At 38.1% G+C, this 21,521-nt stretch carries 15 protein-coding genes and 3 pseudogenes; 4 read left to right on the top strand and 14 right to left on the bottom strand.

Annotation, left to right across the window (positions count from 1 at the left end):
• The first annotated feature begins 103 nt into the window (after positions 1-103).
• The 3 genes from ACKC4Y_RS01850 (at position 104) to ACKC4Y_RS01840 (ending at position 6,245) form a co-directional block, all read left to right on the top strand.
• The gene (locus ACKC4Y_RS01850) at positions 104-931 is read left to right on the top strand and encodes a uracil-DNA glycosylase (protein ID WP_409361716.1); all 828 of its coding nucleotides are present in this window, start codon (positions 104-106) and stop codon (positions 929-931) included.
• 79 nt (positions 932-1,010) lie between these two features.
• The gene (pepN, locus tag ACKC4Y_RS01845; RefSeq protein WP_409361715.1) at positions 1,011-3,638 is read left to right on the top strand and encodes an aminopeptidase N; all 2,628 of its coding nucleotides are present in this window, start codon (positions 1,011-1,013) and stop codon (positions 3,636-3,638) included.
• 285 nt (positions 3,639-3,923) lie between these two features.
• Complete coding sequence (locus tag ACKC4Y_RS01840; protein WP_409361714.1) at positions 3,924-6,245, top strand: sensor histidine kinase; 2,322 nt, start codon at positions 3,924-3,926, stop codon at positions 6,243-6,245.
• Between the two features lie 7 nt (positions 6,246-6,252).
• Here ACKC4Y_RS01840 and ACKC4Y_RS01835 read toward each other — a convergent pair whose 3' ends face one another.
• The 3 genes and pseudogenes from ACKC4Y_RS01835 to ACKC4Y_RS01825 form a co-directional block, all read right to left on the bottom strand.
• A complete protein-coding gene (locus tag ACKC4Y_RS01835; protein ID WP_409361713.1) occupies positions 6,253-6,777 on the bottom strand; it encodes a methylated-DNA--[protein]-cysteine S-methyltransferase in 525 nt (174 codons plus the stop codon).
• 450 nt (positions 6,778-7,227) lie between these two features.
• Entirely contained in the window at positions 7,228-8,055 is an 828-nt protein-coding gene (locus ACKC4Y_RS01830) for an outer membrane protein (protein ID WP_409361712.1), read from the bottom strand.
• A 1,525-nt stretch (positions 8,056-9,580) separates the two neighbouring features.
• Positions 9,581-9,998 (bottom strand): annotated as a pseudogene (locus ACKC4Y_RS01825) (nuclease); the annotation flags it as partial.
• Here ACKC4Y_RS01825 and ACKC4Y_RS01820 point away from each other — a divergent pair.
• Positions 9,997-10,236, top strand: a pseudogene (locus ACKC4Y_RS01820) (VirB4 family type IV secretion/conjugal transfer ATPase); the annotation flags it as partial. The pseudogenes ACKC4Y_RS01825 and ACKC4Y_RS01820 sit on opposite strands and share 2 nt — an antisense overlap.
• 195 nt (positions 10,237-10,431) lie before the next feature.
• Here ACKC4Y_RS01820 and ACKC4Y_RS01815 read toward each other — a convergent pair.
• The 11 genes and pseudogenes from ACKC4Y_RS01815 to ACKC4Y_RS01765 all read right to left on the bottom strand — a co-directional run bounded on the left by ACKC4Y_RS01815 (position 10,432) and on the right by ACKC4Y_RS01765 (position 21,514).
• The gene (locus ACKC4Y_RS01815) at positions 10,432-10,563 is read right to left on the bottom strand and encodes a hypothetical protein (protein ID WP_409361711.1); all 132 of its coding nucleotides are present in this window, start codon (positions 10,561-10,563) and stop codon (positions 10,432-10,434) included.
• 137 nt (positions 10,564-10,700) lie between these two features.
• On the bottom strand, positions 10,701-10,982 hold the full coding sequence (locus tag ACKC4Y_RS01810; RefSeq protein WP_409361710.1) for a hypothetical protein: 282 nt from the start codon (positions 10,980-10,982) through the stop codon (positions 10,701-10,703).
• Between the two features lie 483 nt (positions 10,983-11,465).
• Positions 11,466-11,603 carry an antitoxin VbhA family protein gene (locus ACKC4Y_RS01805; RefSeq protein WP_409361709.1) on the bottom strand — a complete coding sequence of 46 codons (138 nt, stop codon included), beginning with the start codon at positions 11,601-11,603 and terminating at the stop codon, positions 11,466-11,468.
• Positions 11,604-11,616: 13 nt separating this feature from the next.
• Positions 11,617-11,763 carry a hypothetical protein gene (locus ACKC4Y_RS01800; RefSeq protein WP_409361708.1) on the bottom strand — a complete coding sequence of 49 codons (147 nt, stop codon included), beginning with the start codon at positions 11,761-11,763 and terminating at the stop codon, positions 11,617-11,619.
• 16 nt (positions 11,764-11,779) lie between these two features.
• Positions 11,780-11,986: pseudogene (locus ACKC4Y_RS01795) on the bottom strand (recombinase family protein); the annotation flags it as partial.
• Between the two features lie 218 nt (positions 11,987-12,204).
• Positions 12,205-15,129, bottom strand: coding sequence for a bifunctional [glutamine synthetase] adenylyltransferase/[glutamine synthetase]-adenylyl-L-tyrosine phosphorylase (locus ACKC4Y_RS01790; RefSeq protein WP_409361707.1), 2,925 nt, complete (start codon positions 15,127-15,129; stop codon positions 12,205-12,207).
• A gap of 100 nt (positions 15,130-15,229) precedes the next feature.
• Positions 15,230-16,612 carry a sensor histidine kinase gene (locus tag ACKC4Y_RS01785; protein WP_409361706.1) on the bottom strand — a complete coding sequence of 461 codons (1,383 nt, stop codon included), beginning with the start codon at positions 16,610-16,612 and terminating at the stop codon, positions 15,230-15,232.
• Positions 16,609-17,295 (bottom strand): winged helix-turn-helix domain-containing protein, encoded by a 687-nt coding sequence (locus ACKC4Y_RS01780; RefSeq protein ID WP_409361705.1) that lies wholly within the window; start codon positions 17,293-17,295, stop codon positions 16,609-16,611. Before ACKC4Y_RS01780 ends, ACKC4Y_RS01785 begins: the two co-directional genes overlap by 4 nt.
• Positions 17,296-17,375: 80 nt before the next feature.
• Positions 17,376-18,887 (bottom strand): Do family serine endopeptidase, encoded by a 1,512-nt coding sequence (locus tag ACKC4Y_RS01775; protein ID WP_409361704.1) that lies wholly within the window; start codon positions 18,885-18,887, stop codon positions 17,376-17,378.
• A gap of 162 nt (positions 18,888-19,049) precedes the next feature.
• Positions 19,050-19,532, bottom strand: a complete 483-nt coding sequence (locus ACKC4Y_RS01770) for a cytochrome c-type biogenesis protein (protein ID WP_409361703.1) — start codon at positions 19,530-19,532, stop codon at positions 19,050-19,052.
• Complete coding sequence (locus ACKC4Y_RS01765) at positions 19,529-21,514, bottom strand: heme lyase CcmF/NrfE family subunit (RefSeq protein WP_409361702.1); 1,986 nt, start codon at positions 21,512-21,514, stop codon at positions 19,529-19,531. The genes ACKC4Y_RS01770 and ACKC4Y_RS01765 overlap by 4 nt, the downstream gene beginning before the upstream one ends.
• Positions 21,515-21,521 lie beyond the last annotated feature (7 nt).

Raw genomic sequence — 21,521 nt, 5'->3', positions numbered from 1 at the left:
ATCGGCATTCTTATAATAAGGTTAGAAACGAGAACACCATAAAGCTTGAAGAATAATTCTGTCTGGTTTATTCATAAGCGGATCAATGGGTAAGAAAGAAACAATGTCAAACCAAACTCAGTATTCAATCTCGTATGAAGAACTTCTAAGCTTCTATAAAGAGAGTGGTGCTGATGCCGTTCTGACTGATGCACCTATTGACCGCTTTAGCCAATCTGCCTCCTTAGAGAAAAAAACGACACAAACAGTAAACATTTCTCATAATCAACAGACATCGCAAACCATCAAGTCACATTATCATCTGCTGCCTAACCCTAGTATAGTGCAACATGAACTTTCCGCTACAGAAATAGCTAAAAGCGCAAATACACTTGATGAATTAAAATCTGCTCTTCTTGCTTTTAATGGCTGCTCCTTAAAACTGACAGCGAAAAACACCTGTTTTTCAGATGGAACAGCGGGAAGCGCACTCATGCTTATCGGAGAAGCACCAGGGCGTGAAGAAGATCTGCAAGGTATTCCTTTTGTGGGAAAAGCTGGTATGTTGCTTAATAAAATCCTCGCAGCAATCGGACTCACAAGACAAAATGTTTACATAACTAATACTATTCCATGGCGTCCACCAGGAAATCGAACACCAACACCAAGAGAAGTCGCATTATGCCGTCCCTTTATTGAACGGCATATTCAACTGGCTAAGCCTCGTGTCCTAATAGCATTGGGAGGGGTTGCTACGCAATTTCTTACCGGAACTCAAAATGGAATTATTCGAACAAGGGGGAAATGGCATACTTATGTAGGAGAAGATGAAGTTGAAATACCTGTTATGCCAACTTTTCATCCCGCTTATCTGCTCAGAACGCCGAGTCAAAAAAAGCTTACATGGATAGACTTCTTAGAAGTAAAAAACCGCTTAGATAATCTCTCGTAATTCTTTAACCTTACCTGCCCCTAAAATAGAAACGTCCTTTCTCTCATTCGCACTCTTAAAATACAGTCAGGAAAAAGTTATGAAACAATCAACAACGCCCATTTATCGTTTGGAAGATTACCAACCAACACCTTACGCTATCCTCAAAACACAGCTTTACTTTTGTTTAGATCCCCAAAAAACCTCCGTGACAGCAACATTGTTGATTGAAGCGCGACACGGTACAAAAGAGAGAATGCCTCTTATACTTTCTGGTGATGATCTTACTCTCATTTCTGTTGCTATCAATGGTGAGGCATTACCCTCAAACGCTTATAAAAGCACGCCTTCATATCTAGAAATTACAAACCCACCAACAACCCCTTTCACATTGCAACTGGTCACAGAACTGAATCCTGAAAGCAACCGCCAACTCATGGGACTTTATCTTTCAAACGGTGTCTATTGCACACAATGTGAATCGGAAGGTTTTCGTCGTATGACTTATTTTTACGATCGCCCAGATGTTCTTTCTACCTATACAGTAACAATTGAAGCGGATTCTCAGGAAATCCCTATCTTGCTTTCCAATGGAAATCTTGTGGAAACAGGAACTCTTGAGGGTAACCGTCATTTTGCTACTTGGGAAGATCCTTATCCTAAACCATCTTATCTCTTCGCTTTAGTTGGTGGTGATCTTGATAAAATAGAAGATTATTTTACCACCGTATCTGGCCGGCGTATCAAACTTGGTATCTATGTAGAAAAGGGAAAAACCAAACGAGCAACTTATGCAATGGATGCTCTCAAACGTTCCATGCGTTGGGATGAGCAGTGTTTCGGACGCGAATACGATCTTGATGTTTTTAATATTGTTGCTGTCTCCGATTTTAACATGGGAGCAATGGAAAATAAAGGACTCAATATTTTTAATGATAAGTATGTTCTGGCAGATCCTGAAACAGCAACCGATCAGGATTATAGAAATGTTGAACGTATCATTGCACATGAATATTTCCATAATTGGACCGGTAATCGTATTACTTGCCGTGATTGGTTTCAACTCTGTTTAAAAGAAGGATTAACCGTGTACCGTGATCAGGAATTTTCCTCAGATCAGAATGTACGTAGTTTACAGCGAATTGAAAACATAAAAATATTGAAAGCTCGACAATTTACTGAAGATTCTGGACCACTTGCCCATCCTGTTCGCCCTCGCCAATATAGCCAAATCAACAATTTTTACACCGCAACCGTTTACGAAAAAGGAGCGGAAGTGGTCCGCATGGTGCATACTCTTTTAGGATCTACGCTATTTCGTAAAGGTATGGATCTTTATTTTCAACGTCATGATGGACAAGCTTGCATAATTGAAGATTTCATTGCTTGTTTTGCTGAAGTTTCTGGTCGAGACTTCTCACAATTCATGCTGTGGTATGAACAAGCTGGCACACCCCATGTAGAAATCGACCACCATTATAGCGATGGCGTTCTCACAATTCATGCAAAGCAACATATTCCAACAACACCGCAACAAAATATAAAAAAACCTATGCTTATCCCTATCGCTTTTGGACTCTTAGGACAAAACGGAGAATCTCTCACTTATGAATCTGATGCGGATATTCAATCAGATGTTATGCTTCTCTCCAAAGAAAACCAAACATTCATATTAAGAGGAGTGAGAGAAAAACCAATTTTATCACTGCTTAGAGATTTCTCTGCGCCCATCAATCTACAAACTCCCTTCAATGAAAGCGAACTCTCTTTTCTTGCACAAAATGATAGCAACCAAATTAATCGCTGGCAGTCACTTAACCATTTAATGACGCAAGCGCTCATTCAAGCCATTCAAGATGAAACAAAAGCAAAAGAGAGTATGCCTTCTGCTTTGATAAAATTGATTGAAGCTATCGTTACAGATGAAAGTCTTGAACCTGAGTTTCGTGCATTTTGTTTAAGTTTACCGAGCGAAATTGAACTTGCCCATACACTTGGTAAAAATGTTGATCCAGAGCGTATTCACCATGTGCGCAATCAGTTTTTAACTTCGCTCGCGCATACACATCAAGAGCTCTTCACAAAAGTTTATATGCAAATGGAGACTCATGAACCCTATTCACCAAACACTGCACAAGCTGGAAAACGAGCATTGCGGAATATTATGCTAGACTATCTCTCCATCGCCGAAGCCCAACCAAATCGTGCTGCTACACAATATGCAACTGCTGATAATATGACTGACCGCATGGCTAGTATAACCACGTTAGTAAAGCGCTTTAATAAAAGTGAGCAGGCGCAAAATGCTTTAAATGATTTTGAAAAACGCTATCGCCATGATCCTTTGGTCATGGATAAATGGTTCTCCATTCAAGCAATGGTTGCAGGATCATCAACACTTGACCATGTTCAGAAACTTATGCAACATCCGCTCTTTTCAAAAGATAACCCCAATCGTGTGCGTGCCTTGATTGGTGTCTTCGCGTCTCACAACCTAACAGGCTTTAACAGAATTGATGGTGCCTCCTATGATTTTCTTTGCCAAATCATTTTAGAAATTGATAAAAAAAATCCACAACTTGCTTCATGGTTATTAACAACTCTGCGCTCTTGGCGACAATTAGAGCCCATTCGGCAACAAAAACTTGAAACCGCATTAAAAACAATTGCAGCAGCTCCTCAATTGTCAAGCGATGTGGCTGATATCATCAATCGCATGCTTTCTTAACGAAAAAAAACATTATAATCAATATATTATAATGTTTTTCATGTAAAAACATAATTTAGCTCTTCGGTAACAGCCAGCCCATAAACAGGTGATTTAAGCCTGTTTATGAGGTATGTTCAAATTTCTTTTTATTTCCATACTCCACGCTCATAAAAGTAAAATTACTTTTTTTAAAAAAAAGACTGGACAGAGGACTCCTGTTTTGATTCATTGCACTCGATGGGGTTACTATGAATATTGAAGCAGTTTTTAAATTACATTATTCCATAATTAAAGGAACTGGAAATGGCTAAATTGGACGCATATCATGCGCCAACGGAGGTGTATGCTGATTCAAAATCAAGCGCTCAAAATCATAAAGCGCAGAAAAAGCATATCAATCTGTTTTCTGGTTCAGCCTATCAAAAACTTCTTTTTATTGAACCTTGGCTGCGACGTTCACTCCCATTTGTAATTCTTGCATTTCTTGTTGTATTAGCGGTAACTCGTTTTGTGTTAATCTATGATTGGCGTAACACGATTGATAAGAACACGCGTTCTACCATCACTCTCTTAGCTTCTCATATTACCAATACAATTGACCGTGACTTACTTGCCGCCACTCGACAAGGAAAAACTGCTGCTCTTTCTCATAATCATTTACAAAATATCCTTACCAATTTTCGTAACAAAGGTCTTATCAAAACCAGCACTATTATTACCATTGTCGATCAAAAAGGCTATGTCCTAGCTTCATCAAATTCCGAGATTACTTTAGGAAAACCCTTACAGGATTTTACCTCTGAAAGCATTGCTTTACAATCTCTGGGAAAACATGCTGGAATCATGAAAATTACAATAGGGAAAGATATTCCTGCTCTCGCTTCCTTTCAGCAAACAGAAAATGGACAATATGGGGTATTCATCAGTGAAAAAATACAACATATTTACATGGAATGGCGGAAAATTCTCTCGTTAAATATAACCCTTTTCATTGGAACTAGTGGCGTTATCCTCGCTCTTCTTTATGCTTATTACAACCAAATTGTACGAGCACGCAAAACGGATCTGGTTTCAGAAAAAAATCAAACTCGCATTGATATGGCAATGATGCGTGGACGCTGTGGACTATGGGACTGGAATATGGCAAGTGGACGCGTCTATTGGTCACGAGCAATGTATGAAATGCTCGGCTATGTTCCTCAAGATGCACTGCTATCAATTTCCCAAATTACCGCCATTATTAATCCAAATGATGCGAACTTTTTTGATCTTGCTCAAGAATTAATGAGCGGTAAAAAAAAGCATATCGATATTAACATTCCCATGCGTCATGCCGATGGACATTATGTCTGGATGCGGATTCGTGCTGAAGTTACTGAAGAAGAAGAACCCCATTTGGTTGGTATTTCCTTCGATATTAGTGAACAGCGTCAATTCGCTGAACAAACAGCGCAAGCTGACCTTCGTATTCGTGATGCTATTGAAAATATTTCAGAATCTTTTGTCTTGTGGGATTCAGAAGGACGTTTAGTCATGTCCAACAGCAAATTTTGCGAATATGCCGCTATCCCTAAACAGGTTCTACAATCAGGCATCCAACGCGCAACTGTCGAAGCTATGTCCCGTCCTGCAATTAGTGAATATCCCCTCAAAGATGATGGTAGTGGTAACTTAACCAGCATTCGCCAAACAGCAGATGGCTGTTGGCTCAAAATCAATGAACGGCGCACCCAAGATGGCGGACTTGTCTGCATTGGTACGGACATCTCTGAGCTTAAACAACAACAAGAAAAATTTGAAGACAGTGAAAGACGCCTTTTTTCTTTCATTCAAGAACTCAAACGTGCTCGAGGAAGTGCTCAACAACGTGCCACAGAAGTTGAAAAACTTAATAAAAGTCTCAAGGCAGAAAAAGAGCGCGCTGAAAGTGCTAACAAAGCTAAATCAGAGTTTTTAGCCAATATGTCCCATGAATTGCGCACCCCACTTAACGCCATTCTTGGCTTTTCAGACATCATGTTGCAATCCACCTTTGGTCCTCTTGGTTCAGAACGCTATAAAGAATATATGCATGATATTTACAATTCAGGAACTCATCTTCTAACGCTTATCAATGATATTCTTGATATGTCTAAAATCGAAGCAGGAAGATTTACCCTTGATTGTAAAAATATCGATCTTGAGCCCATTATTAGCGAAGCAGTGCGAACACTCACACCACAAGCTCAAGAAAAAAATATTTCTGTTACAACAAACATTGCTCCAGAACTTCACGCTGAGGTTGACTGTCGTGCAATGAGACAAATTTTTCTTAATCTTATCTCCAATGCTGTTAAATTTACACCTTCTGGTGGTAGTATTGATGTCTGCGCTTTCCAGAAAAAAAACAATCTTGTCTTTAAAATTAAAGATACAGGAGTTGGTATTCCTCAATCAGCGATAAAAAAACTTGGGCAACCTTTTGAACAAGTTGAAAATCAATTTACCAAAACCCACACCGGATCAGGACTTGGATTGGCCATCTCACGATCTCTATTAGAATTACACAAAGGAAAACTTGAAATCATCTCTAAAGAAATGAAAGGTACAACTGTAACTATTACAATGCCAATCAAACAAAGTTAAATCCATTTTAAATGCCCTCTTTTTGTTCCCGTTGTAGCAAAATCTTTTTTCGCCTGACACCCCAGCGATAACCAGAAATGAAGCCATTTTTGCGCACTACACGGTGACAAGGAATAACTAACGCTAATTCGTTACACGCACAAGCATTAGCAACTGCACGGAAAGCTTTAGGCATACCGATATGTTGCGCTAACTCTTCATAAGAAAGAGTTTTACCACATGGTATTTTACAAAGTGCAGACCAGACTTTTTTTTGAAAAACTGTACCATTTATATCTAAGGAAAAATCGTACCTCCTCACCAGATGAGGAGTTTCCACCATTGCAACAATATATGAGATCTCTCTATTAAACACGCCGTCATCAACGTTTTGTTGTGCATCATCAAAACGCACCATAAATTCTTGTAACAATTGTTCAGTAGTGTTTCCTAGCGCTATATTACAAATCCCTTTAGGAGACTTTGCCACTAAAAGCCCCCCTATCGATGTTTCTCTCAGAAACAAAACTCTGTTTAAAGGAGCGTTCAGCATTCTAGTATACCTATATTTTGGTATTGGAAAATACAAATAAAGTCAGAAAATAGAATTTTTCAATCTTCCTTTATAAGAAAAAAGAAAACTTAAAATAACAATCATGTAGCAGTGCACCTTTGAAAAATTTTACAGGGAAAATAATCAACCAACCTACTCTTGCAATTTATACCTTTTCACAAGTACTAAAATATTTTGCATACACACAAAATGACTCTGTTTGTCATCGTATAGTAAATAGTAATAAGATCAGCTTATTTTCCGAAACCACACCTGCTTTTGCTCAAACATGCGAAATATCTGCAATGTTAATGTACTTAAAGAGGAAAAATCGAAAGCAATAGATAATTTAAACCTCACCTCGAATAATCTCATTACTGTAAAAATTTACAAAAAATAAAAGCCCCATCCACGAGATAGGGCTTTCCTTATATTTAACCTAGAGTTAAATTAAAATTTGTAAGCGACACCAACACGAAAATCATTCGTTTTGTAACCAATTTCAACTTTCTCATTTGCGAATTTCTTCTTACCATAATCTGAGTAACGATATTCCGCACGTACAATAAAATTATTAGTCATTGCAAAATCAATACCACCTCCAAGGGTATAACCAACCATCTTTTTTTTCTCATCAGACAACAAATCAGAAGAAACAGCTGCTCTACTTGTTGTATCATCTGTCATCTCATAAATATTTCGAAGCTGCGTATAAGCAACGCCTCCTGCAACATAAGGCATTATATGATCAGCCGAAAAACCAATTCGCACGCGCGTGGCACCAGACCATTTTTGTTTTAAAGTATGATGCACAATTTGATCAGGCATCCCCCCATTTCCTTCCACGAGATCTTCTGTTCGACTCGTTCTTCCGAGCTCTTCTGGTACGACTGTGGTTTTGTCCTTTCTCGGCGACTTAATATCTTTTTTGTCCTTTTTATCAGACCACATTACATCCGTATCAATACCTATAATAAAACCATTATCGATATCAACATTGTAACCTGCATAAATACCGCCTACGAAACCAGAAAGTTTAGGCAAAAACTCCTTTCCAATTGGAATCCACTCCCCTATGCTCTCATCTTTTAGATAACTTGAATTAATCTTACTTGAAAAATTACCAATTTGGCCTCCAAGGTAAAAACCTGACCAAGAAAAGGACGGAGCTGCAATAACAGGGACGGGTTGTTCAGGAACAACAACGTCCGCTGCCTGTACTGCAGAAACTGAAATTAAAGCAAAAATAGATGTTGTGATTAAATATTTTGTAGTCATAATTGCTCCCCTAAAAGCTAATGTGACACATAACATTACATTATAACTTGCATTATAACTTAATAACTTTATTATAACTTACGTTGCGTTATAACATTACGTTATTACGTTACAGATGGTTTCATATTTTTTTCAAAAAATCTGTAGCAAAAATATCACAGTCATAAAAAAAATAAAATTTAAATGGCAAAGTGTAAGCAACCTTAAACAGAATATGGCACGGGAATTGTTTAATTTCTTTATATCTTGGCTCAAAAATTATCTTATTATCAAGTTTCACAAACTGTATATCTTTTGAGCATTGCTCGGCACTACTCGAACAGCCGTAACATCATATTTGAAAGAAAATAAGAGTTCCTAAAAAAATCAATAAAGCTTTTTATCCCCCTTTGCTCTGTATGCTTCCATTATCAATATGGATAAGATAAGCTTGCGCAAGCAAAAATATTTTACTGTATTCAAATCATTTTCTTAAAAAACTGAAATCTTTACCAACAACAAAATTGTAAAAGCATGCATTATACAACAAAAATTGATCAATTCCGATACTTATAAAACAGAGCTCGCACCTATAATTTATGTTCAGAAAAAACAAATGAAGAAAATTTTATAGAAATATTTGCTGATGGCATTCACGTAGTTTTTAATTTATCGCAAGCAGGTCATCGTGCCTTAGTAATCGTTTGAGAGGAATATCAATCCAATAAGTCAAAAGATAAAGACAACAGAAGTGTTATCCTCATTTAATTTTATGGGGTAATTAATAAAGAAAGCGCGATATAGTCGACAGAATTTTTCACAATGGTTTAACAGAATTCATACAAAAAGGGATTTTAAAGACAAAATTACCTAATCAATATTGGATTAATCCTATTCTATTCTTAAAAGGAGAGAAAATTGCTTTCATATAAAGAATATCATATCAGGTCATTTCTGCTAAGCGAGATATTCCATCTTATGAATACAAAACAGATCTCGAAGATTTCACAAAATAGGAAAACTTCTTCTATACTTTGAATCTTTCTCTTGTATCCTTTTTGTTGTTTTTTCCATTTAACACATTAGAAGATGCCGTTTAGGCATCAATAGAAGCTCTTCCCTCATACTATGATTTCTGAGCCGTATAAGAAGGACAAAACAAACCGCATTGATTAATTGGTCAAAGGTGCCATTAGGCAACATGAAATGGTTTTCTTGACCCTAAGAACCAAGGTTTATTCGTCCTCTCAATAAACGCGAATCTGATCTCATGATTTTGGTGAACGGGCATGAGAGTTTGAGAGGCGGATAACCTTTCATATCAAAGCATAGCGAAGCGATGTTATAAGGGAAGAACGCAGTTCCCATATAGTGCTGTAATAACCAAGCTATACGAGTGACTACGCTTATTAAAAAAACAACCATTTTCCATAACGAGCGTTGTCCATCAAGATACAAAGTGGATATATTCAACTTTTACCTGATAGGCTCATTGTGGAATATCGTTCAGCCAGTAAAAACACATTAAATTCGATCATTTATACCATTAATTAGGATCAATGGGATTATAACTGCCATTGTCTCTTCTCCAATCTTCTGGTTGATCAAATTCGCTAGACCAGAGTCCATTTTGTGCTTTCTGCGCGGCAAATTGTAAGTTTTTATAATCTGCTGGTGAGGGAAAATGATGCTGATCCTTTGTCAAAACCATCATCCCTTCTACAAGCCCCAAACGCGCAAGATCAACCCCATCAACAAAACACTGCGCATAATAAACCTGTTGAATGACACGCGCTTGCCGACAAGTAACATTATCCATTGTTTTTGTCACAAGCCACACCGTGACAAAAGCACCACATGGCCACTTAATCCCATTGCGTGAAGCAAGTTGCCGTGTTTCACAGGTTTCAACACCATATAATCGGATATTGCGAAAAATTTTTTCTCCACCCCTCATCTATGGGGAACATTTTTTCGCAGCAAAGTGAATTTATTCACCAACTGGTTGGTGGTCGTCGTGAACGTGTTCCACTCACGTGGGAGACAATAGCATCTTCTGTTTATTCAGACCGTCTTATTTTGGGAAAAGAAATTATAGAAATACGCTATGAGACGGGGCGGCGTTTTGCCGGAATGTTTGGTTGGAAAGAATATCCAGCAAAAACCAAAACAGGCATGACAGATGGTTTGCTCACTCTCCCCATAATTTGCTTGGCAATGTTTTTGCTTTTGAAAATAAAAGATCGGATTTTAACAGGTAAATTTATCTATCTTTTGTTCATAGGCGTTTTTATAAAAGGATTGGAGCTTTCTAACGGTAGAAATGACAAGAGGAATATTATAAAGTGTCTCTTTACGTTCTTTCCTTGCTGTTTTTAATCGATCTATGAGGCGACCTTAAACACGCAGCTCACCAGCTTTATCGGGCGCTTTATCCAAAATATCAGGCAATTTATCGCCCTTCCCCGCTAAAATTGTTTGTTCAATCCTAAGCGCAACAGAATGAGGGTCTTTGTAGACAGACTTCAAACGATTATTTAATTCTTTAAGCTATCAATATAAGATTTTTCGTTTTTAAGAGCGCTTAGCGCCTTCTGTTCTAGATTAGAAGTATCCGTATAAGCAGGCAAGGTAGGGAGCTCGTTCTGTTGCTTTTGAAGCACCAATCAAATCTTTTTGTGATTGTTTAATCTTGTATTCTTGTCTTTCAAGCTTACCAAAGGCTGTCTTTGCTCTATTCTAAAGCATTTCAATCTTTTCTTTTGGTTTTTGCAACAATTCTTTATTTGTCTCAATGTAAGAGGAAATTCGATAAGGTTATTACAGATAAGTACAGACAGTAATTTAGAATTACCGAAATGTGCCGCAATTGATGCCTTTATCATTTCTTGTTGCTCAATAACCTTCCAATTGATATGATGACCAGCTTCACGAGCAAGTTGCCCCATAAATTCACGTTGAGTACACCTATTCCCCTCTCGAAACGGATGCAACGCATTCAACTCGTCCACGTAATATCCATCCCTTTGGCTAAATTCATCAGCGTCAAGACCCCGCAGATACTGTTATTTTGCAAGCTTTTGCGTAATCTTCGGTGCATAACTTTCAATCTGATTATAACTAGAAACATACTATTGCCTTTGGCAATATCCACTAAACGAGTTTGTCCCGCCCATTCATATATGTAACCAAACAGTTTCCTATGGATCTCTTTCATATAATTGAGATCAAACTTACCACCAATAGGAGTATGCATAAGTTCATAAGATCTTGCATAAGTGATAGTAGATTCTACACGCTCCAGTGTGGCTTAGTCTTTAATATCAAGCCGATTATACATCACACCAGTTTTAGGATCAGTATAAGGATCACCGCCCCCCCTTATACTTCTCCACGTTTTACACGCTCCATATAATCTTTGATTACACCACTTATTTCAAGCTCTCCAATAATAACACGATCCATTTGCCAACGACTTTTGGACTTGGTTCTAATCCCTCTAAACGTTGGCTTGCCAATGCACTTTCAGCATAGAGACGACAGCGCTTAATTTCATCTTTACTCAACATATAAAAACCTCCTTTATGCCGATAAAGCCTTTTTAAAAATAAGGTTTACAGCTTCTGGTTCGTTTTCAATGACAGAAAGCAATACTTTATGCATCGATAGAATATCGACCTTGCTCCCAATCACGAATACGACCAACAGAAAAGCCAAACCATGCCGCAAATTGTGTCAATGCTTATTTTGTACGTGTTTGAATTAAATGCTGTTCAATTTGTGCATCATACCTAATACAGTTGCTATGATATCACTTTGTAAGCTTCCATCCATAATAAGTTTCTGCTTTGTTACATGTAAAATTAAGCCACGTTCGCTAGCCAACTTTAAGAATTTCTAGAACAGCAAGAGAAGAATTCACTATACGAGAAAATTCAGGGATCAAGAATACCCCCCTGATTAAATCACTTCCAGATCGAAGCCCATGTTTGAAAAACATAGCTGTATTTGATCGTGCTCTAGCTAAAAGTTCTGATCTAATTAGAAATAATACACTTTTTTGAAAGTGACGGTGCTTTGATTTTTCCCTTATTTCTTTCATAATCAATTTTATTGTAATTGGAAGTAGAGAAAAAGAAAATAAGGGAAATACGCCAGCCAATGAACATGTCAGATTTTTATTACTCGTTTGAAAATTGAACGTACGGACTTCCCCATCTCCTCGATTAATTTTTCAATACGAGGTAAATCAGGTTCTCCAACACTGCTTAACAAAAGATCGCTTAATCCAAGTGGCATATCATTAGGATTAAGAGCATCATTTAAGCAAAGGCGTATAATTTGACTCAAGTTTGTATAGAGACTATAGGCACGATGTAACTCAGAAACAAATGACTGACTAAGAAAACTATTGGGTATACGAGCCAAAATATCTGCTGTAGTCGCTCCAATTTGAAACTCAAGCACGTGAGTAACAACAGCAAATTGGGCTATAAATTCTAGATCCATAATACCACCAAGCATCGTTTTCAAATCCCATTGATTTTTCGGTGGTTTTTCTTTTGCAATCAAAGCACGCATATCGCACACTGCTTTTGTAACGCTTTTCTTATCACGAGAACAAGCAAGAATTGTACAAACTTCACTTTCTAATTTTCGCAAGAAATCAGGATCCCCCGCTACACCCCGCGCCCGTGTTAAAGCAAGATATTCCCATATCCATGCTTCTTTACGATAATACTTCCTAAAAAATTGAAAAGAAACCGCAACAGGCCCCTTATTGCCTAATGGACGCAATCTTAAATCAACAGCATAAAGGATACCTTGGCTTGTAGGAGTAGATAAAGCCGCAACAAAGCGCTGTGCTAAACGGGTATAATATTGAGAGACATAAAGAGGTTTATCCCCATCAGACATTTCTGCATCCTCATCATGTTCATAAAGAAAAATAAGATCAACATCCGAACCAGCCGTTAATTCACGACTTCCAAGCTTACCCATACCCAATATACCAACACGCCCACCTTTAATACTGCCATGAAGACAAGAAAAATCCTCTTGGACGGCCGTAAATGTTTTTGCAATTACAAGATCAGCAAGTGCAGTAAATGCAAAACCTGCTCTATTTCCCGTAATTGCGCCATTTAAAATCCGAATACCAATCAAGAAACGTTGTTCATCAGCAAAAACCCTTAAGTGATCAAGAATTTCTTCATAAGAGATTACGCCTTCAAGAAAATATTCAAGTCGATTTTCCAAATAAGCTCTTGTTGGCAACTCTGAAAAAATTTTTGGATCCAGCATCCCATCAAAAACATGTGGTTTTCGTGTAATAATTTCTGCAAGACGCGGAGCAGCTCCCATGATAAGCACCAACATATCTAACAGAGAGGGATTAGACTGCAATAAACTAAAAAGCTGTATTCCTGAAGGCAAGCCCTGTAAAAAACTGTCAAAACGCAACATCGCTTCATCAGCTCGTTTTGTTGCACCAAAAGCTTTCAAAAGTGCTGGGGTTAACTCTGTTAATCTCTCACGTGCTTCAGCAGATTGAGTAGCTTTATAACGCCCACAATGAAGTGTACGCATAATTCTACAAATATCACTCCCTCTTTCAAAACCTAAACGTTTTAATGTTATTAATGTCTCTGGATCATCTTTTTCACCTGTAAAAACTAAATTTCCAATTTCTAAACCAAGTTCTTGCTCGTTCTCAAAAAGTGCCGCATAATGTCTTTCAACGACCTGAAGCGTTTTTAATAAATCGCAGATAAAACTGCTAGTCTCTTGATAGCCCATCAAATAGGCAACACTCGTAAACTGAGAAACATCATTTGGAAGAAGATGCGTTTGTTCATCTGCAAGCATCTGAATACGGTGTTCCACATTTCGTAAAAAAGCATAACTTTTTACAAGGCTATCTTTTGTTTTCTCACTGATCCAACCAAGCGCGTAAAGTTCTGCTAACATTGCAACTGTCTGACGTCCACGTAATTGAGGAAAACGCCCACCAGCAATGAGCTGTTGTGTTTGGACAAAAAACTCAATCTCACGAATACCACCTCGTCCCAATTTTATATTATGACCATAAGCAGCGATTTGACCATAATTTTTATAAGCATGGATTTGACGTTTGATCGAATGGATATCAGCAATCGCAGCATAATCTAAATATTTCCGCCATACATAAGGAAAAAGCTCTTTGAGAAAATTAAAGCCTGCCTTTTTATCGCCAGCAACTGGACGTGCTTTAATCATCGCTGCTCGCTCCCAATTTTGCCCACGCCCTTCATAATAACGCAATGCAGTTCTTACTGGTAAGGCCAAAGGGGTTGAGCTTGGATCTGGTCGAAGTCGAAAATCAAGACGAAAGACATACCCATCCGCGGTGCGTTCTTGAATGATACGGATCAATCGGCGTACCATTTTAGAGAATACATCTATACTCTCAGCAATATTACCAATATGAGGTGACGTCTCATCAATGAAAACGATAAGATCAATATCAGAAGAATAATTAAGTTCTCCCGCCCCCAATTTTCCCATCCCTAAAATGATTAAACCACAATCTTTTTCTGGATCATCACGACTCGACAAACTTATCTTACCATGACCATGCGCTTCTCTTAAAAGAAAACGAAGAGCTACACTTAATGCAACCTCTCCCAAACGAGTCAACCAAGTGCATGAAATTTCGTAAGTAAAAACACCACTCAAATCAGCTAAAGCAATGAGAACATGTGCTTCCCGTTTTTTGTGTCTTAAAGCTGCCATCAATGAAGTTTCTTGTATAGATTCACTCTTATCAATGGCTGCAATATCATCTATAATTTCGCTCAGCCTTGTTTCTATATCGACATTCAATAAGGGGATAAGATATGATGGATTAGCAATCAAAACCTCACGCAAAAAAGGAGATAAGGTCATAACTGCACTTATAAACTCAATTTGCTTTCCCTTATTTGAAATATAAGAAACAAGCGATTCTAAATTTTCTTTCCTTGCTTGTTCTTCAATATTTTTCAGCCATTGAGAACCACTCTCATCAAGGGGACATAAAGAGAGAAGCTGTGTTTTTAAAAAAGCATTTTTCATCTATTCTCCCTTGAAAGGCGTTTTACCTTTTTTCTATGCATTATACTGCAAAGAAAAAAGGTCATCGGTATTAAAATGAAATAATGAAGCAAAGCTAAATTCAAGGAAATAATAAAACAGCCCTAAGCCCTGGATTTGCATTTTCAAGTAATAGTTCCCCCCCATGCAATTTCATAACAGCTTTTGCTATACTTAACCCAATACCAAAACCCGGCTGTGTACGACTTTCTTCAAGGCGAACAAATCGTTCTGTTACTTTTTCACGTTTATCTGCTGCAATTCCTGGACCATTATCGCTAACGACAACCAACAAATGTTCACCACGATATTCCATCGATAAGCAAACCTTTGCCTTCCTTCCATCTTTAGACGCATATTTAATTGCGTTATCTATAAGATTAAAAATCGATTGCGCTATAAGCTCACGATTCAATTTAAGCTCTTTATCAAATGTATCCCCTAACCGAAGCAAAACACCTGATTCTTCAGCGAAAGGTTCATAAAGTTCAACGGCATCTTCAAGGATTAGCTTCATATTCATCGTCTCAAGATGCTCAATCGTACTGCTGGCTTCAATACGCGAAATCATTAAAATAGCATTAAAAGTCCGAATAAGCTGATCTGATTCAGTAATAACACCATCAAGTGCTTGACGATATTCAAACTTAGTTTTTTTTCCCGAAAGTGCTGCTTCAGCACGATTTCTAAGGCGTGTCAGCGGTGTTTTAAGATCATGAGCAATATTATCCGATACTTGACGCAAACCAATATTTAATTCTTCAATGCGGTCTAACATAACATTAAGATTAGCAGACAAGCGATCAAACTCATCCCCTACCCCAGAAACAGGTAAACGCCCACTAAAATCACCATCCATCAAGCGCTGTGACGCAGCCGTCACATGATCAATCCTTTGCAATGCGCGCCTACCAACGAAAAACCATATGAGTAAAGCACCACCAACCATTGCTACAAGAGCAATCATGACTGCTTTACGAATAACCGCTGCAAAACGTTCTGGTTCATCCAAATCCCGCCCCACAAGAATCTTCATAGCATTGGGTAAATCAATAATAATTGCCAAAGCGCGATGTTCACTTGTTTTTCCATGTTCTCCAAAACGTGAATACAAAAAAGAATTGGAAAGAAAACCATTCTGATTCAAAATGCCTAATTCAATACGCGCAACATTGCCTGCTAAAATACGCCCCATAGGATCAGTAACAAGATAAAGAAAAGCTCCTGGTTGTCGTGAACGATAATCAATCGTGCGTATCAATAAAGGTAACCCACCGTAATTATAAGCATTTTCGATACGTTTTAACTCTTCACGCAAAGCCTGTTCGGTTTGTTCGGTTAACAATGAAATAGAAAATGCCGTTATATAAATAGAAAGCCCTGTTGCAACTAACCCAAACAGTAAAATATAAAGTGCTGAGAGTCTTAGCGCAGTTGTGCGCATTATATTGATAAAACGATTCATCTTTTTTTATCTGGTGCCTTCAACATGTATCCAGCTCCACGCACAGTATGAAGAAGTGGGACATCAAAATCTTTTTCAATTTTTGCTCTTAAACGGGATATATGAACGTCAATGACATTTGTTTGTGGATCAAAATGGTAATCCCAAACATTTTCTAAAAGCATAGTGCGTGTAACAACCTGCCCAGCATACCGCATTAAATATTCAAGTAAACGAAACTCTCGTGGTTGCAATACAATATTTCTATCACCCCGTTTCACTGTATGTGCTAACCTATCAAGTTCAAGATTGCCTACGTAATAAACAGTTTCTGCCTCTTTAGGATTTTTCCGCCGTTGCAATACTTCAACACGAGCAAGAAGTTCAGAAAAAGCATAAGGCTTTGTTAAATAATCATCACCCCCTGCACGTAAACCCATCACGCGATCATTCACTTGCCCTAAAGCTGAAAGGATGAGAACTGGTGTTTCGTTGCCTTTAGACCGCAATTCAGTAATAATAGAGAGACCATCACGATGCAAAAGCATCCGATCAACAACCATAACGTCATAATTTTCCGTTTCGGCTAAAACATATCCCGTATCCCCATCATACGCAACATCAACTGAGTGCCCTGCTTCTCCAAAAGCTTTTTCGAGATAACGCCCCGTCTCATGATCATCTTCGATAACGAGTATCTTCATAAAACGCATCTCCGTTATTTTATTAAATCGTGTTGTAGGATAGAAGTTTAAAAGACCCCTATCCTACCATTAAAAAGGTATTATTTTTTGAAAACTGGCAGAGGAACAAAACGATTTTGATCCTTTGTTCGCACTTGTAGAAGTATAGCTGGCCGTCCTAGCTTTTGCGCATTTTTGATTGCATCAGTAATATCAGAGGCTTTTTTAATAGGTTTATTATTTACTGTCACAATCACATCACCTGGTTGTATTCCTTTATCTGCAGCATCTGAATCTGAATCTACATCAGTGACAACCAATCCTAAACCATCATCAGAAGGCGCTACAATCAAACCATAATCTTCTAATGTTTCATCTGAATCACTGCGTTCATCTGAATATTTTGAACCCTCTTGCTTACCTACATTTTCAGGCATTGAAGCAAGTTTAACCTTGATATTTTCCTCTTTACTCGTTCTCCAGACACCCAACGTCACCGTCTCTCCTGGACTCATACTTGCAATACGTTTCGCTAAATCACGAACATCATTAACTTTTTCATTATTCACTGAAATAATCACATCACCTACCTTAACACCAGCTTTTCCTGCTGGTCCCTTTGACGGATCCGCCACTAAAGCACCTTTAGCCTCTTTCAAACCTACAGAGTCAGCAATCTCTTTCGTTACAGGCTGAATCTGAACTCCCAACCAACCACGCTGAACTGAACCTTTTTCGATAAGTTGTTGCACAACCTGTTTGGCTGTCGCTGCCGGAATAGCAAAAGCAATCCCAACATTTCCTCCAGAAGGAGAAAAAATTGCTGTATTAACCCCAACAACCTTTCCATTAAGATCAAAAGTTGGACCACCAGAATTTCCTCGATTAACAGCAGCATCAATTTGAATAAAATCATCATAAATATCAGTGCCAATCTCACGGCCACGTGCCGAAACAATACCTGCTGTTACAGTTCCACCAAGACCAAATGGATTACCGATAGCAACAACCCAATCACCAACGCGCAGCTTTGAATCATCACCAAAATCAACATAGGAGAATTTTCTTTTTTCATCTACCTTCAAGACTGCAAGGTCGGTTCGCTTATCCGTCCCAATGAGCTTTGCATTCACTTCTGTACCATCGTCAAGAACAACAGTGTAACTTGTGCCATCAGAAATTACGTGATTATTAGTTACAATATAACCATCAGACGAAATAAAAAAACCCGATCCAAAAGCTATAGGACGAAGTCTATGCGAACGCGTCAAAGGCTTGTTTTTAGACCTATCACGATCATAAAATTCTTCAAAAAACCTTTTCAACGGATGCTGATCTGGCAATTGGTCAAATCCTGGACCACTAAAAAATTCACTAAAAAACCGATCTTTTCTCTTTTTATTGCTCTTCACTTGCACTGAAACAACAGCAGGTTTGACTTGAGAAACAATATTTGCAAATCCCTGCTGTTGCACTAACGGAGTAGATACGGAATTTGCATGAGCCTCTGTCGTCCACAAGCTTGATCCACTTCCACTAAAAAACAGTGCAGTTTCTAAAGCAGTAGAAAAACTTACTGCCGCTAATGTTGTGAAGAAAGTTTTTTTAACCATTTGGTATATACTCCTATTCAGTCATATTTTTTATCCAGATTCCGATCACTTATAAAACACTAGACCTTACCGTTTTCTGTCTAAATTATTAAAGTTTTGTAAGATTTAAGGTCATAACAATGCATAATTATCAATAAAGCTGAGTGACTCATTTCAACGACCTCATTTTTCTTCATGTAATATCTCTTTTAACCCAACGGCATTGGGAGCTGTTTTTTTATCAGTATTTAAAGTAATTATTTTTTCGTATCTGTACCGTCTTATCCGGAAAAAGATGGTGCTTGCGCTCATGATGATAATGATCAAAGGCGATAACCATAAAAACCACGTTGTTTTATTAAATGGTGGTTTCAAGAGAATAAATACACCATATCGCTCAACAAGAAAATCAATTACCTGCTGATTGCTCTCCCCCATTTTCAGTCTTTTGCGGATCAAAAGCCGTAAATCACGTGCTAGTGAAGTATCTGAAGCATCAATTGTTTGATTTTGGCAAACTGGACAACGCAAATATGATGAAATCTCACGTGCACGCGATTCCAAAGTTTTATCCTGTAAAATTTCATCTGGCTCCACAGCTATCGCTAACGACAGCGAAAAAAAAGTGACAAAAAAAAGTAAAGCTAACAACAGTCCCTTTTTCATCTCAATGCCTTTTCAACAAATTTAAAGCAGGAGGCTATACGTCGATGCAACTCAATACGGAACCAATACCCCAAAAGAGAAAGACATCCGCCCATAGCCATCATCAAAGCCCCTAACCAAACACAAATCACGTAAGGCTTCCACCATATATGCACAACAAGCCCCTGATCATCTATACGTCCTGGCACAATATATAACTGAGATAAGCCATGATTTTGAATACCAACTTCCGTTGTTGCGGTATTTTGGCTTGAATAGAACCGCTTTGAAGCTATTACGTTGCGCACAGCATTTTTATTTTCATATATTGTAAAATGAAACTCCATTGCAGAATAATTCGGGCCAGCGCCATTGCGCACTTCATCCAAATGAAGAGTTTTACCTGCTATCGTTACCATGTCTCCTATATGCATGGTTAGAATACGTTCTTGTGTAAAAGTCGCGACACAAGTAATACCAAGTAATGTCACACCTAACCCCATATGCGCCATTGCAGCACCAAAAGCGGACCATGGTAATCCAATAAATCTCTTAATCCTCACTGATAAAGCTATCTTTCGATGCCCACTCTTTCCCCAAAGATCAGCTAAACTGGCTACAAAAACAAAAGCTGAAAGCCCCACTCCTAAAGCTGCGAAAATATCGCGAAAAGATGTGGCATAAAATGTTATAAAACAGATTGCACAGACTAATATAAAAACAAACCACAACCGCTCAACAATCGCAAGAAAATCACCACGTTTCCATGCCATCATTGATCCAAACGGAACCAACAGCAACAATAACACCATTAAAGGCCCACAGGTAAGGTTAAAAAAAGCAGCACCTACAGAAATTCTTTGTCCAGTGAATGCTTCAATAAAGTAAGGGTAGAGTGTACCAATTAATACTGTCGCTGTCATTGTTGTAAGTAACAAATTATTTAAAACAATAAAACCCTCACGCGAAATTGGCTGAAATAATCTCCCTGTTTTGAAAACAGGTATGCGCAACCCAAAGAGAAGAAAAGCTCCTCCCGTGAAACAGAATAGAAGTGTAAGAATTGCCAAACCACGTGCCGGATCGACAGCAAAACTATGAACAGATGTTAAAAGACCCGAACGAACAAGAAAAATTCCCATAAGGGAAAGGGAAAAAGTCATAAGTGCTAAAAATAAAGTCCAACTTTTCAATGTCTCCCGCTTTTCAAGAACAAGAGCAGAATGCAAAAGGGCCGTACCTGAAAGCCAAGGCATAAATGAAACATTTTCAACTGGATCCCAAAACCAATACCCTCCCCATCCCAACTCATAATAAGCCCAATAGGACCCAACCATAATACCCAATGTTAAAAAGCACCAAGAAAGGAGAATCCAGGGACGAACCCAACGTGCCCAAACCCCATCAACATGTCCCATAATTAATGCTGCTATTGCAAAAGAAAAACAAAGTGAAAAACCAACGTAGCCTAAATAAAGAAGTGGCGGATGAATTGCTAATGCGATATCTTGTAAAAGAGGATTGAGATCATTTCCCTGCAATGCCGGTGGATTAACGCGTAAAAACGGGTTGGACATAAAAAGAATAAATAAAAGAAAAGCGCTCATAATCCAACTTTGGCATATTAAAATGAGTGATTTAAACTGTTCTGGCAAATGTTGACTAAACAACGCCATCAATGCACTAAAAAAAGCGAGACTTAAAACCCATAACAACATGGACCCTTCGTGATTACCCCAAACACCCGTGATTTTATACAGAATGGGTTTTTCCGAATGAGAATTCTCAACAACATTCAAAACAGAAAAATCAGATACGGTATAGGCGTGAACAATAATCAAAAAAGATAAGAGTAATAATGCAAAAGTAATATATGTTAGGGGAACTACCGTTTGCATCAACGAACGCTCTTTCCACCAAATACCCAAAGCAGGCAAAAATGCTCCTAATAAACTCACTGCAAAGGCTGCAGATAAAAAAATATGACCCAGTTCAACGAGCACGATCGAA

The sequence above is a fragment of the Bartonella heixiaziensis genome (genome assembly GCF_046245125.2).
GTDB classification, from domain to species: domain Bacteria; phylum Pseudomonadota; class Alphaproteobacteria; order Rhizobiales; family Rhizobiaceae; genus Bartonella; species Bartonella heixiaziensis.
The sequence above is the reverse complement of the archived record's forward strand: the minus strand, read 5'-3'. Positions and strand labels throughout refer to the sequence as shown.